At 76.0% G+C, this 14,905-nt stretch carries 3 protein-coding genes; all 3 read right to left on the minus strand.

Annotation, left to right across the window (positions count from 1 at the left end; all coding sequences use genetic code 11):
* The 3 genes from ACWEFJ_RS34365 to ACWEFJ_RS34375 all read right to left on the minus strand — a co-directional run bounded on the left by ACWEFJ_RS34365 (nucleotide 1) and on the right by ACWEFJ_RS34375 (nucleotide 14,612).
* Complete coding sequence (locus ACWEFJ_RS34365) at nucleotides 1-4,968, minus strand: type I polyketide synthase (RefSeq protein WP_449716302.1); 4,968 nt, start codon at nucleotides 4,966-4,968, stop codon at nucleotides 1-3.
* Nucleotides 4,965-13,724 (minus strand): SDR family NAD(P)-dependent oxidoreductase, encoded by an 8,760-nt coding sequence (locus ACWEFJ_RS34370; RefSeq protein WP_449716303.1) that lies wholly within the window; start codon nucleotides 13,722-13,724, stop codon nucleotides 4,965-4,967. Before ACWEFJ_RS34370 ends, ACWEFJ_RS34365 begins: the two co-directional genes overlap by 4 nt.
* Nucleotides 13,725-14,141: 417 nt before the next feature.
* Nucleotides 14,142-14,612: a hypothetical protein gene (locus ACWEFJ_RS34375; RefSeq protein ID WP_378090105.1), complete on the minus strand. Its 471-nt coding sequence runs from the start codon at nucleotides 14,610-14,612 to the stop codon at nucleotides 14,142-14,144.
* Between the last annotated feature and the right edge of the window lie 293 nt (nucleotides 14,613-14,905).

Raw genomic sequence — 14,905 nt, forward strand, 5'->3', positions numbered from 1 at the left:
TCAGCTCCTCTCGCCGGTCGGGGCCGCGGTCGCGGCGGTCGGCCCGGTGCCGTTCGTGCCGGGGACGTCCGGGCCGGGGCTCGTCGAGCCACCGTTTCGCGAACCGGGGACGTTCGCGCCGCGGGTCCCGGAGCCGGGGCCGTCCGGACCGCCGTTGGCCGAACCGGGACCGTCCGGGCCGCGGATCCCTGAGCCGGGGCCGCTCGTGCCGGGGCGGTTCCTGACAGGGCCGTTCGTGCCGGAGTCGTTCGTGTCGGGATTCGTGGAGCCGGGGTCGTCCGGCATCCGCGCCAGCTCGGCCAGCAGCCGCGCGGCGGCGTCCTCGACCCGTTCGACCCGCCTGATGGGGCCGTCGTCGGGCCGGTCGCCGCCGGAGTCGGCCAGGTGCCCGGTGATCCGGTCGACCAGGTCGCGGGCGGTGGCGCCGTCGAGGAACGCCGAGATGGGCAGCGACACCCCCAGCGCGCCCTCGATCTCGTTCTTCAGCTCCACCGCCATCAGCGAGTCCACGCCGAGGTCGAACAGCGGCTGGTCGGGATCCGGCGGCGTGCGCGAACCGAGCGTGGCGGCGAGGCTGAGCGCCAGCCGCGCGGTCAGCAGGGGCGCGCGCTCGGCCGTCGGCAGCGCGGCCAGCTCGTCGCGGGTGGGCAGCACGCGGGCGCGGCGGGCGACGGGACGGGGTTCGCCCGCCGGCGCGTCGACCAGCTCGGCCAGCAACGCCGAACCGGAGACCTGCTGGTAGCGCCGCCCCCACTCCTCCCAGTCGACCGGGATGACGGCGAGCTGGGCGACGTCGTGGGCGGGCAGCCGGTGGAAGGCCCGCAGCGCCTGCGCGGGCGTCAGCGTGCCCATGCCGCGGCTGAGGCCGGGGGTGGCCTCGGCCTCGCGGGCGGCCAGGCCGGTGTCGCGCCAGATGCCCCAGTTGACGCTGACCGCCGGCCGGCCGTGCGCCCGGCGCAGGTGCGCCAAGGCGTCGAGGAAGGCGTTGGCCGCGGCGTAGGCGCTGAAGAAGGGCGAGCCGAGGACGGCGCTGGTCGACGAGAACAGCACGAAGAAGTCCAGGTCGCGCTCGCCGAGGCAGCGGTGCAGCACCCACGCGCCCAGCGCCTTGGGGCGCAGGTGCCAGTCGAGCACCTCGGCGGTCAGCTCCGGCAGCGGCACGACGTCGCCCACGCCGGCGGCGTGCACGACGCCGCGGATCGGCGGCCGGCCCTCGCGTTCGTGGCGGTCCAGGAACTCCCGGACCCGGTCGGCGTCGGCGATGTCGAGGGATTCCAGGTGCACCGCCGCGCCCAGGGACTCCAGCTCGCGGACGGCCGCCACGCGGGGGTCGTCGGACAGCTCGGCCCACCGCCCGCGCGGTGGCAGCGGCGTGCGACCCAGCAGCACGAGCCGGCGGGCGCCGGCGAGCACCGCCGAGCGGGCCACGGCCAGGCCGAGGCCGCCCAGGCCGCCGGTGATCAGGTAGGTGCCGTCCGGCCGCCAGTCGAACCCGGCGGCACCGGCGGGCTCGACGCCCTCGGCGCGGACCAGCCGGGCGAGGTGGCGCTGTCCGTCGCGCAACGCCACCTGGTCCTCTCCGGGGCCGCGGCCGATCTCGTCGAGCAACGCGCCCGCGGCGGTGTCGGGGGTCGCCGCCGGGTCCAGGTCGAGCAGGCCGCCCCAGATGCCGGAGTGCTCCTGGCGCACCGAGCGGCCCAGCCCCCACAGCGTCGAGCCGGAGACCCCGGGCACCTCGCCGTCGAGGGCCACCGCGCCGCGGGTGACCAGCCACAGCCGGGCCGGGACGGCCGCGCCGACCAGTGCCCGCACGGCGTGCACGGCGTCGGCGCAGGCGTCCCGCTCTGCGTCGAGCAGGTCGTCCGGGCCCGCCGCCCCGGCGTCCAGGCCCCACAGGTGCACCACCGTCACCTCGTCGTCGCCCACGTCGAGCCCGCCCAGCAGGCGGGTGAGGTCCTCGGGGTGGTCGCGGCGGACGGTGGCACGGTCGCCGTCGTGGCGGTACCGCTCCCCCGCCACCACGACCACGCTGCGCTCGCCCCGCCGTGCCGCGTGGGCGGCGACGGCGTCACCCACGCCGCCCGCGTCGGCCAGCACCAGCCACGCGCGCCGGACGCCGTCCGCGACCGCGGGCGCGGTCGACCGCCGCCACACCAGGCGGTGCGGCAGGGCCTCGTCGGCGAACTCCTCCGAACCGTCCGCCCGTTCCTCGGCCGCGGGGACCGGGCCGCCGCGCCGGCGGGGCGGTCGCCGGCTCGGCGTCGGGTCGAAGGCGTAGGTGGGCACGGGCACCCTGGTCCGGGTGTAGTCGGCGTCGAACCCCGCCCAGTCGATGTCGCCGCCGCGGGTGTGCAGCAGCGCCACGCCCGCCAGCAGGCTCTGCCAGTCGTCCCGACCCGGCCGCAGGCTCGGCACCAGCACGGCCTCGTCCTCGGCGGGCAGCATGTCGTTGACCAGCCCCAGCAGGGTCGCGGTCGGGCCGACCTCGACGAACGCCCGGTGACCCAGGGCGCGCAGGGTGGCCACGCCGGTGGCGAACCGGACGGGCTGCCGGGCGTGGCGGCACCAGTAGTCGGCGTCGGGCGCCTGGTCCCACGGCCACAGCTCGCCGGTCACGTTGGACACCAGCGGGATCACCGGCGGGCTGAAGGTAATCCGTTCCGCCGCCGCGCGCAGCTCGTCCAGGATCGGCTCCACCAGCGGCGAGTGCGAGGCGGTGGTGATGTGCAGGCGCTTGGCGCGGATGCCGCGCGCGGTGAACGCCGCGCACACCGCGTCGACCAGCTCGCCGTCACCGGAGATCGTGGTGGCGGTCGGGCCGTTGACCGCGGCGACGGAGATCCGGCCCGGGTGGGCGGCCAGCTCCTCGGCCACGACCAGTTCGGGCGCCGCGACGGAGGCCATGGCGCCGGTCCCGGACAGCGTCTGCATCAGCCGGGAGCGGACGACGGTCAGCGCCAGCCCGTCCTCCATGCTCATCGCGCCGGCGACGCAGGCGGCCACGTACTCGCCGAAGCTGTGCCCCAGCACCGCCGCCGGCCGCACGCCCCACGACTGCCACAGCCGGGCCAGGGCGTACTCGACGGCGAACACCGCGGGCTGGGCGTAGGCGGTCCGGTTGATCAGGTCGCGGTCGCCGCCGTCGGGGTAGAGCACCGACAGCAGCGGCCGCTCCAGCATCGGGCGCAACACCGCGTCGCACTCGTCCACCGCGGCGCGGAAGGTCGGCTGCGTCTCGTAGAGGCCGCGGGCCATGTCGACCCGCTGCACGCCCTGCCCGGTGAACAGGAAGACCACCTCGCCGGCCGAGCCGGCCCGGCCGGCGGCCACCCCGTCGGCCACGACGCCCTCGGCGAACGCGGCCAGCCGCTCGGCGACCTCGCCCGCCGTGCCGCCGGTGACGGCCAGCCGGTGGGCGAAGGCGGACCGGCCGGTGTTGGCGGAGTAGCACAGGTCGGCCACCGGTTCCGCGGCGGTGGCGAACCGGTCGCGGTAGCGGGCCGCCAGGGCCGTCAGCGCGGTCGGCGACTTGGCCGACAGCGCCAGCACCGACCGCGGCCTGCGGTCGTCGGCCTCGGCCGGCGCGGCCCGTTCGGGCGCCTGCTGGAGGATCACGTGCGCGTTGGTGCCGCTGAACCCGAAGCTGCTCACGCCCGCGGTGCGCGGGCCTCCCGTCTCCGGCCACGGGGTCAACGCGGTCGGCACGGTGAACGTGGTGCCCGCGAAGGAGATGTCGGGGTTGAGCCGGCGGAAGTGGACGTTGCCCGGGATGGCACCCTTGTGCAGCGCCAGCACCACCTTGATCAGCCCGGCGATGCCCGCGGCGGCCTCGGCGTGGCCGATGTTGGTCTTGGACGAGCCCAGGTGCAGCGGCGGGCCCGCCGGCCGGCCGTAGACCTCGGCCAGCGCCTCGACCTCGATCGGGTCGCCGAGCCGCGTGCCGGTGCCGTGCGCCTCGACGAACGTCACCTCGTCCGGTCCGACACCGGCCGCGGCCAACGCCTGGCGCAGCACCTCGCGCTGCGCCGAGCCGTTGGGCGCGGTGACGCCGGCGCTGCGACCGTCCTGGTTCACCGCCGCGCCGCGGATCACCGCCAGGACCCGGTCGCCGTCGCGCTCGGCGTCGGACAGCCGCTTGAGCACGACCGCGCCGCAGCCCTCGCTGCGCACGTAGCCGTTGGCGGAGGCGTCGAACGCCTTGCACCGGCCGTCCACCGACACCATGCGGCCGAACTGCGAGAACGACACGCTCGGCAGCGGGGACAGCACCACGTTGACCCCGCCCGCCACGGCGAGGTCGGACTCGCCCAGGCGCAGGCTCTGGCACGCCTGGTGCACGGCCACCAGCGCCGAGGAGCACGCGGTGTCGATCGCCATGCTGGGCCCGCGCAGGTCCAGTGTGTAGGACACCCGGCCGGTCACGACGCTGTGCGCGACCCCGGTGCCCGCGTGGGCGGAGAAGTCGACCGGGTCGAGCAGGTGCTCGGTGGCGTAGTCGAAGCTGGACACGCCCATGAACACGCCGGTGCGGGAGCCCGCCAGGCGGGTCGGCGCGCGGCCGGAGTCCTCCAGCGCCTCCCACACCACCTCCAGGGTGAGCCGCTGCTGCGGGTCCATGGCCAGCGCCTCGCGCCGGGAGATCCCGAAGAAGTCGTGGTCGAACGCGTCCACCCGGTCCAGGAAGCCGCCGCTGCGGGTGCTCACCTTGCCCGGCCTCGGCTCGGCGCTGAAGAACGCGTCGACGTCCCACCGGTCGGGCGGGATCTCCCGCACCGCGTCGGTGCCCGAGGCCAGCAGGTCCCAGTAGCTGTCGCCGTCGACCGCGCCACCGGGGAACCGGCACCCCAGGCCGACGACGGCGATCGGCTCGGTGCGGGCGCGCTCGTGCGCTTCGAGGTCGCGCCGCAGCCGCTGCATGGTGGTGTAGGCGCGCCTGAGGGTGGCGGCGGTGTCCTCCGGGGCTGTCATGCGTGCCGTCCTTCGTCGATCTGCTCGGCCGTGGCCAGCAGGAGTTCCTCCAACTCGCGGACCGACAGGTCGTCCAGCCCGTCGGTGTCGTCCTCGGGCGCCGCGTCCGCCGGCGGCGCCTCCAGGGCGACCCCCATCCGCTCGGCCAGGAACGGCACCAGCGCGTCGATGGTCGGGTAGCGCCAGGTCACGGTGGCGGGCAGCTCGACCCGCAGCGAGGTCTCCAGCCGCTTGCGCAGCTCCAGCGACAGCAGCGAGTCGAACCCCATGGCGTTCAGCGGCGCGGACCGGTCCACCAGGTCCGGGTCCAGGCGCAGCACCCGCGCGGCCTCCTCCTGGCAGTGCCGGGCCAGGATCGCGTGCCGCCGGCGGCCCGGTTCGACCGCCAGCATCCGGTCGTGGACCTCGCCGCGCGGCCGCCGGCCGGTCGCCGGCGCGCCGTCCGAGACGAGCCGGGCCAGCAGCGGGGGCAGCAGGCCGCGGTCGGCGGCCTCGCGCGCCGCGACCCGATCGAGCGGCAGCACGCACGCCTGCGGCAGGTCCGACCGCAGCAGCCGGTCCAGGGCGGCGACGCCGTGCGCCGGGGTGATGCCCCTGACGCCGCGGGCCTCCAGCGCGCCGCCCCGGTCGGGTCGGGCGGCCAGGCCCGCTCCCGACCAGGCTCCCCAGTCGACGCTGAGCGCGGGCAGCCCGAGGGCGGCCCGGTGCTGGGCCAGGCCGTCGAGGAAGGCGTTGGCCGCGGCGTAGTTGCCCTGGCCCGCCGAGCCCAGCAGCGCCGCGGCGGACGAGTACAGCACGAAGAAGTCCAGGTCCAGGTCCGCGGTGGCCCGGTGCAGGTGCCACGCGGCGACGGCCTTGGGTTCGGCGACGGTCCGCAGGCGGTCGGCGTCCAGCCGCAGCAGCACGCCGTCGTCCAGGACGCCCGCCGCGTGCACGACCCCGGCCAGTGGCGCCGGCAGGTCGGCCAGCAGCGCGGCCACGTCCTCGGCCCGGGACACGTCGGCCCGGCGCACCAGGACGTCGGCCCCGCGCTCGCGCAGCTCGCCGACGACCGACTCCGCCCGGTCCCCCGGTCCGCCGCGGCCCGCCAGCACCAGGTGCCGCGCGCCCTGGTCGACCAGGTGGCGGGCGGTCTCCAGGCCGAGCGCGCCCAGGCCGCCGGTGATCAGGTACGTCGCGTCGGGCCGGACGGTGCCGCCGGCCCGGACCGCGACCCGCGCCGGCGGCCGCTCGTCGGGGCGCAGCACGACCTTGCCGATGTGCCGCGCCCGCGCCATGTGCCCGAACGCGTCCTCGGCGCGGGAGTACGGGAACTCGGTCACCGGCAGCGCGTGGAACTCGCCGGCCGCGAAGCCCGCGGAGATCCGGTCGAGCAGCCGGGCGACCAGCGCGGGCTGCTCGGCCAGGGAGTGCTCCAGGTCCACCGCGAACAGCGACCGGTTGTGCTTGAGGGAGCCCAACCCCAGGTGGCTGTTGTCGTAGACGTCGCGCTTGCCGATCTCCACGAACCGCCCGCCGGGCGCCAAGAGGTCCAGGCTGCGCGCCAGGGCCTGCCCCGCCAGCGAGTTGAGCACCACGTCCACGCCGCGCCCGCCGGTCAGCTCGCGCACCTCGTCGGCGAAGCGCAGCGAACGCGAGTCCATGACGTGCGGTACGCCCATGCCGCGCAGCAGCTCGCGCTTCTCCTCGGTGCCCGCCGTGGCGAACACCTCCGCGCCCGCCGCCCGGGCGACCTGGAGGGCCGCCAGGCCGACGCCGCCGGTCGCGGCGTGGATCAGCACGGTCTCACCGGGCGCCAGGCGGCCCAGGTGCTCCAGGCCGTAGACGGCGGTGAGGAAGGCGATCGGCACGGCCGCGGCCTCGGCGTCGTCGAGCCCGGCCGGTCGCGGCGCGACCAGCTCGGCGCGGGTGGTGGCGGTGGTGGCCATGCTCGCCGGCGCGACGGCCACCACGGCGTCGCCGACGGCCGGCGTGGTCACGCCCTCGCCGACCGCCACGACGGTGCCCGCGCACTCCGCGCCCAGCGGCACCGTCTCGGCGGGCACGCCGGGGCAGTCGCCCATCGCCTTGAGCACGTCGTTGAAGTTCAGCCCGGCGGCGGACACGGCGATCCGCACCTCGCCCGGTCCGGGTGGGCGGGGGTCGCAGTGGACGGGTTCGAGGCTGTCCAGCAGGCCGGGGCGGGTGGCCATCACCCGGTGGTCGCCTCCGGCCGGCCGGTGGCGCCAACCCCGTTCGGCCCGGGCGGGTCGCGGGTCGAACGGCGCGAGCCGCGGGGCGAACCTCCGGCCCGCCCGCAGCGCGAGCTGGCCCGCTCCGGTGGACGTCACCTCCTCGTACAGCCCTTCCACCCCGCCGGCGGGGTCGAGGTCGACGATCAGGGGGCGCAGCTCGGCGTGCTCCGACTCGACCACCCGCGCCAGGCCCCACAGCGCCGCCTGCGCCACCGCCACCGGCTCGTCGGCCACGCGCTGGGCGCCTCGGGTGAGCACCACCAGGCGGGGCGGCGCGGTCACTGCGGCCAGCGCCCGCACTAGGTGCAGTGCCGACGCGGTCGGGCCGGTCCACAGCCGCGCGGCCTCGTCGCCCGCCTCGTCGCCCGCCCCGGCGTCCAGCGCCCAGGCGTGCACGACGCCGTCCACGACGCCGACCTCGGCCACCAGGGCGGTGACGTCCTCGGCCCGGTCCGGGTCGATCTCGTAACGCGTGGCGTCGACCCGGCGGAAGCCCGCGGCCGGCGTGACGGTGACCGCGTCACCCCCGGCCGCCAGGATGCCGGAGCGCAGGTCGGCGCACGTCCCGTCGCGGTCGGCCAGCAGCAGCCACCGGCCGGGCGCGGCGGCCGGCGCCGCCGGGGCGTCCGCCTCCCGCCACACCGGCACCAGCACCGACTCGTCCACGGCGTCGCGCCCGCCGCCGAGCCGGCGCAGCGCGATGTCCTCCACGACGCCGACCGGCCGCCCCCCGGCGTCGAACAGCTCGACGCGGCAGCCGGTGATGTCGGCGCCGTCCACGACGCCGGCCGTGGCCCGCGCCCACGCGGGGGCGCCGCTCACGGTGAACCGGCCGACGCCGACCGGCAGGTGGGTGCCGCCCGCGTCGAGCGCGGCGCCGAGCACCTGCAGGCAGCTGTCCAGCAGCGCCGGGTGCACCGTGTAGGGGTCGCGGTCCACCGGCTGCGCCAACCGCGCCAGCGCCTCGCGGTCGGCGCACCACAGCTCGGCGATGCCCTGGAACGCCGGGCCGTACCCCAGCCCGCGGCCGTGCAGGGCGGCGTAGTGGCCCGCCACGTCGACCGGGGTCGCGCACCGGGAGCGGACCGCGGCGAGGTCCTCGGTCGCCGTCGTCGCACCGCGGTCGGGCAGCCGGTAGCGGCCGTCGGCCGCCTCCGTCCAGCCCTCCTCGGCGGTGTCGCGGGTGAACAGCCGGAACACGCCGGTGTCGGGCGCCTCGGGCACCAGGACGAGTTGCAGGGTGTCGTCGGTCGCGGCGGCGGGCACGACCGTCACGGCCGACAGGCGCACGTCCTCGATCACGGCCGTGCCGTCGCCGAGGGCGCGACGGGCGGCGGTCAGGGCGGCGTCGAGCACCGCGGCGGCGGGCAGCACGGCCGTGCCGTCCACCCGGTGGTCGTCGAGGTAGCCGAAGCCGTCGAGGTCGACCCGGGCGGTCCAGTGCAGGGCCCGGGGCGCCACGGCCGAGCGCACTTCGTGCGCCAGCAGCGGGTGGCCCGCGCGACCCGACCGGCGGGCGCGGCCGGCGGGCAGCCACAGCGGTTGCCGCTGCCACGGGTAGGTCGGCAGCCCGACCACCGATCCGGCGGTCCCGACGACGCGGGTCCAGTCCAGCGGCCACCCGGCGGCGTAGAGCGCGCCCAGCTCGGTGAACAGCGCCTCGCGGGAGGGGCGGTCGCGGCGCAGCGAGGCGACCACGACGGCCTCGGCCCGCTGGACCTCGATCCGCTCGCGCACCGCGTCGCCGAGCACCGGGTGCGGGGAGATCTCCACGAACGCGTCGTGCCCGGACTCCACCAGCGCGGTCACCACGCGGTCGAACAGCACGGGCCGGACGATGTTCTCCGCCCAGTACCCGGCGTCCAGCCGGGCGCCGTCGACCGGCTCGCCGGTCACGGTCGAGATCATCGGCACGGCGGTCGCGCGGGGCCGCAGTCCCGACAGCCGCTCCCACAGGTCGGTGGCGACCGGTTCCACCAAGGGGCTGTGCGAGGCGAACTCCACCGACTCCAGCAGCCGGGCGAACACCCCGTCGGCCGCCAGGTCGGCCACCAGCCGCTCCACCTCGGCGGTCCCGCCGGACAGCACCGTGGTGCCGGGGCTGTTGCCGGCGGCGGCCCACAACGCGGTGCGCCCCGCCAGCACCTCCGGCACGCGGTCCCACGGCAGCCCGACCACGGCCATCCGGCCCCGACCCACCGCCGCCCGCAGCGCCGTCCCCCGGTGCAGGGCGATCAGCAGCGCGTCCTCCAGGCCCAGCGCACCGGCCACGTGGGCGGCGGCGATCTCGCCGACGCTGTGGCCGACCACCGCGGCCGGCTCCACGCCCCACGACCGCCACAGCGCCGCCAGCGCGATCTGCACCGCGCACAGCGCGGGCTGGCCGCGGTCGGTGTCGAGCAGGCGCGAGTCGGCGGCGGCGAGCTGCTCCAGCAGCGACCAGTCGACGTGCCGGCGCAGCAGCGCGTCGCAGCGCCGCAGCACCGACCGGAACACCGGTTCGGAGTCCGCCAGGTCCGGCGCCACCGGCCACCAGCGGCTGCCCTGGCCGGAGAAGACGAACACGGCCTTGTCCGACCGCGCCGACCGGCGGGTGCCCACGGCCAGGCCGGGTGCGTCCTCGCCGGCGGCGAAGGCCCGCAGGGACTCCCCCAGCCGGACGGCCGAGTCGCCCACCACGACCAGGCGGTGCTCGTGGTGGTCGCGGCGCGCGGTCGAGGAGAACGACAGGTCCCGGACGGTGACCCCGCCGCCGGTGGTCAGCCGCTCGTACCGGCCCGCCAGTTCGCGCAGCGCGTCCGCCGTGCGCGCGGAGATGGCCACGGGGTGGGCCAGGCCGTCCGGGGTCGAGCCGCCGACGCGCGCCGGGGCCTGCTCGACCACCAGGTGCGCGTTCGTGCCGCCGAAGCCGAAGGAGCTGACCCCGACCAGCGCGGGCTCGTCGGCCACCGGCCACGGCGCGAGCGCGTCGGCGACCCGCAGCGGCAGCTCGTGGAACGGGATGTGCGGGTTGGGCTCGCGGAAGTGCACGGTCGGCGGCACCTCCCGGTGGCGCACCATCAACACCGCCTTGATCAGCCCGCCGATGCCCGCGGCGGCCTCCATGTGGCCGACGTTGGACTTGACCGAGCCGATCAGGCAGGGCCGGTCGGCGGGGCGGCCTTCGCCGAGCACCGCGGCCAGCGCCTTGACCTCGATCGGGTCGCCCAGGGGCGTGCCGGTGCCGTGCGCCTCCGCGTAGTGCACCCGTCCGGGCGCCACGCCGGCGGCGGCGTAGGCCGCGCGCAGAACCGCTTCCTGCGCGTGCGGGTTGGGCGCCATCAGCCCGTTGCTGCGGCCGTCCTGGTTGACCGCGCCGCCGCGCACCACCGCGTGCACGGGGTCGCCGTCCGCCAGCGCGCGGCGCAGCGGCTTGAGCACGACCACCCCCGCGCCCTCGGCGCGCACGTACCCGTCGGCGGCGGCGTCGAACGGCTTGCACCGACCTCCGGGCGACATCACGCCCGCCTGCGCGAAGTTGATCGCGCCCGCGGGCGAGAGCACCAGGTTCACCCCCGCGGCCAGGGCCAGGTCGGAGTCGCCGCGGGCGAGGCTCGCGCACGCCTGGAGCACCGCGACCAGCGACGAGGAGCACGCGGTGTCCACGGCCATGCTCGGGCCCCGCAGGTCCCACAGGTAGGACAGCCGGTTGGCGGCGATGCTGAGCGCGCTGCCGGTGCCGGTGTGCGCGTCGATGCCGTCGAGGTCATTGAGCTGGAAGGTCGCGTAGTCGAACGAGGAGATGCCGACGAACACCCCGGTCCGCGAGCCCGCGAGCCGGGACGCGGGCAGCCCCGCGTCCTCGAGCGCCTCCCACGCCACCTCGGCCAGCAGCCGCTGCTGCGGGTCCATCCGCGCGGCCTCCTGCGGCGAGATGCCGAAGAAGTGCGGGTCGAAGCGGTCCACGTCGGCCAGGAAGCCGCCGTGGCGCGTGACGGCGCCTTCGGGTCCGAAGTCCTCGGCGCGCGGGCGGTCCGCGGGCACCGTGCCGACCGCGTCGCGGCCCTCGCGGAGCAGCTGCCAGAAGGACTCCGGGCCGTCCGCGCCGGGGAAGCGGCAGCCGATGCCGATGACGGCGATCGGCTCGGCCGGCGTGTCTCCCGCGCCGCCGCCGGCCTGCTCCCGCACCGGGTCCGCCGGGCGGGCGGCGACATCGGCGGGCGCGGCCCCGGCAGGCGCGCCATCGGCGGGCGCGAGCCCAGTGCGCCCGGCCTCGGCGGGCGCGGCCTCGATGTGCGCGGTTCCTGTGTGCGCCGCCTCGGCAGGCGCGGCCCCGGCAGACTCGAACCCAGCGGGCGCGGCCCCGGCGGGCGCGGCCACGGCGGGCGCGAGCCCAGTGCGCGTGGCCCCGGCGCGTGCGGCCCGGGTGTGCGCGGCCTCGATATGCGCGACATCGACCCCGTCCCGGACCGGGTTCGCCGGGCGGTCCGCGACGTCCGCGGGGTCCGTGGGCGTGAGGTCCGGGTGCGTGAGGTCCGGGTGCGTGAACTCGACCGGCCCGATCGTCGAAGGTGCCTCGGGCCGGGCGGAGCCCGCCGGGTCGTCCACCGGGCCGGTCGCCGACACCCCCGGCGCGCCCAGGTGGGACGCCAGTCGGGCGATGGTCGGGTACTCCCACATCAGCGTCGCCGGCAGCGTGCGCCCGAGCCACTGCTCCAAGCCGCCGACCAGCGACACCATCTCCACCGAGCGCAGCCCGAACCCCGCCAGCGGCCGGTCGCGGTCCAGCTCGGCGGCGGGCACGCCCAGCGCCGCGGACAGCTCCGCGCGCAACCGCGCCTCGACCTCGTCCGGCCCCACCACCGGCACGGCGGGCGCCGGCCGCGCGGCGGGTGTGGCGCTCCACGTGGCGGCGGCGTCCAGCCCACCCGCCCGGAACAGGGCCAGGCAGGCCGAGCGCTGGAGCTTTCCGCTGGAGGTCTTGGGCACCTTCCCCTTGCCCACCAGCACGATCTCGTCCACGCCCAGGCCGTGCTCCTCGGCCACGGCCACCCGGATGGCCGCCATGACGGCGTCCAGGTCCAGCGAGGCGGGGTTGCGCGCCAGCTCCTGCACGACGACGACCCGCTCACGGCCGTCGACGGTGACGGAGCCGGCCACCCCGCAGCCTTGGCGCAGTGCCACGGGGTCGCTGAGCTCGACGGTGCGCTCGATGTCCTGCGGGTAGTGGTTGCGGCCGTCGACGATGAGCACGTCCTTGATGCGCCCGGTCACGTAGAGGTTGCCGCCGTCGAGGAAACCGAGGTCGCCGGTGCGCAGGAACGGTCCCTCGCCGGTGTCGTCGAGCCGCGCGGCGAAGGTCTCCTCCGTGTCCCGTGGGCGCTCCCAATAGCCCTTGGCGACGCTGGGTCCCGCGACCCAGATCTCGCCCACGCGCTCGGCGGGCAGCTCGCGCCGGGTCGCCGGGTCGACCACGGCGATCCGCTGGCCGCTGATGGACACGCCGCACCCGACCACGGTGCGCGCCTCCGCCCCCGGCCTCGCGTCGACCACCTCGTTGCGCGTCAACGCCTCGGCCTCGGCGTGGCGCCACAGCAGCCGGCCCTTCCAACCGCCGGCGGACACCGCCAGCGTCCCCTCGGCGAGGCCGTAGGCGGGCATCAGCGCCGCGCCGTCGAAGCTGGACTCGGCGAAGGTCCCGGCGAAGCGGTCGAGGGTCTCCAGCCGCACCGGTTCGGCGCCGGAGAAGGCGATCCGCCACGTGCTCAGGTCCAGCTCGGCGCGCTCCTGTTCGGTGATCTTGGTCAGGCACAGCTCGTAGGCGAAGTTGGGGCCGCCGCTGATGGTCGCGCGGTTCGCCGCGATCGCCTGCAGCCAGCGCAGCGGCCGCTTGAGGAAGGAGAACGGCGACATGAAGGTCACCGGGTAGCCGGCGTGCGCCGGGGCCAGCAGGCCGGCGATGAGGCCCATGTCGTGGTACGGCGGCAGCCACGTCACCATGTGGTCGCCCGGTCCGGTGCCGAAGATCTCCCGGTTGATCCGGTCGATGTTGTGCCTGAGGTTGTCGTGGCCGACCATCACGCCCTTGGGACTGCTGGTCGAGCCCGAGGTGTACTGCAGGAATGCCAGGTCGTCGGCGGCGATGTCGGGACGGCGCCACTCCTGCGCGGCGGCGGGGTCGACGTCGTCCACGGTGAGCCAGATGAGGTCGCGCAGGCGGGGCGCGTGCTCGGCGAAGCTCTCCGACATGGCGGTGATCGAGCCGGGGGCGAGGACCACGCTGGGGCGGGCGTCGTCGATGACGGCCAGCAGGCGGGGCAGGGTGCGCTGCAGCAGCGAGGGGTTGGGCGGGTACACCGGCACCGCGATCACCTGCGCGTAGAGGCAGGCGAAGAACGAGGCGACGTAGTCCAGGCCCGCCGGGCACACGATCAGCGCCCGGTCACCGGCCGGCACCCGGGCGCGCAGCGTCGCGGCGATGGCGCGGACGCGCGCGTCGAACTCGGCGTTCGTGAGACCGAGGGGTTCACCCTCGCCGTCCACCAGGAATCGGTAGGTGCGCTCCTCCGGACGTTCCGCGAAGTAAGCCCGGAAATGATCGACGAGATTTCCCCGACCTGTCACGTCGGACGAGTGCGCGAAGATGGACAACAGCCTCACACCCCACAGTCGGATTTTCCGACGAATAAGACGGACATCGTCCCGGCGGATGCAGCCGGCATCGGGCAGACGTTCACGAAGGTGGACCGACTGTAGCGGCGGGCGCAGCACGCCATCAAGACCGCCCCGTAGTGGGCGGGCATGAAATCCGCACCCGCATTACGGGCGACACCGGCGACACCGCCCGACCGGCGTACCGCCCTATTCCACACTGCGCAGAATCCCGGTGTTCACGCATGAAAAAGGGGCGACCCGCGGAGGGGCCGCCCCGGAAACCGCGTCGATTCGCGGCGCGGTGGACTAGTGCGCGGTTTTGCGAGAGAAGTACGCCGACGCGGCGGGCGTCCACAACGCCACCGCGGCGACCAGGCCGACGACGCCGACGAGGATCCCGCTGAGGGTCACCAGGACGGGGAAATTCTCACCGAAGTGGTAGAAGCCGAGGGCGGTGCCGACGGCGAAGACCACGATCGCCGCGATGCGCGCCCACCCCTTGCCCTTCCGGACCGCCCGGATGAGGGCCAGGTAGACCAGCGCGCTCAGCACCCCGAGCGTGAAGAGGTAGGTCAGGGTGATGCCCTTGACCTCGGCGAGCTTCTCGGCGCTGTAGGAGGAATAGGCGCTGCGGAAGTTCGCGCCCAGGCCGTCCGGGCCGGCCTGGTCGACGATCACGACGAGCACCGCCAGGACGGTGGCCGCGAGGCCGGCGTAGAACAGGTTGACCGCGGTGCGGACCGGGGCCGGGCGGACCGGAGCGGCGAAATCGGCCATCGGGAGCCTCCTGTGCGGAATGCGTTGCCGCGAACCCCGCGCCCCGACACCCAGGACGACGCCGCGGCATTCGCACTGCTTTGACGTGCGGATGCTAGCAGCGCAAAGACACCGGAAATCGACATCCCTTAGGCCATTCCGGTCACTCGTCACCCGGAATGAGCACGAAGTCCCGGCATCGCGGGGACCAATGGTGGGGGCCGTCCGGTTCGACGACCTCGCGCCGGACCGGCTGAAGGTCCCTTCGGGTTCACGCATCCGGGTGGACTACTCGGGACCGGAGCCGGTGCTGC

This window comes from Actinosynnema sp. NPDC004786, assembly GCF_053601135.1.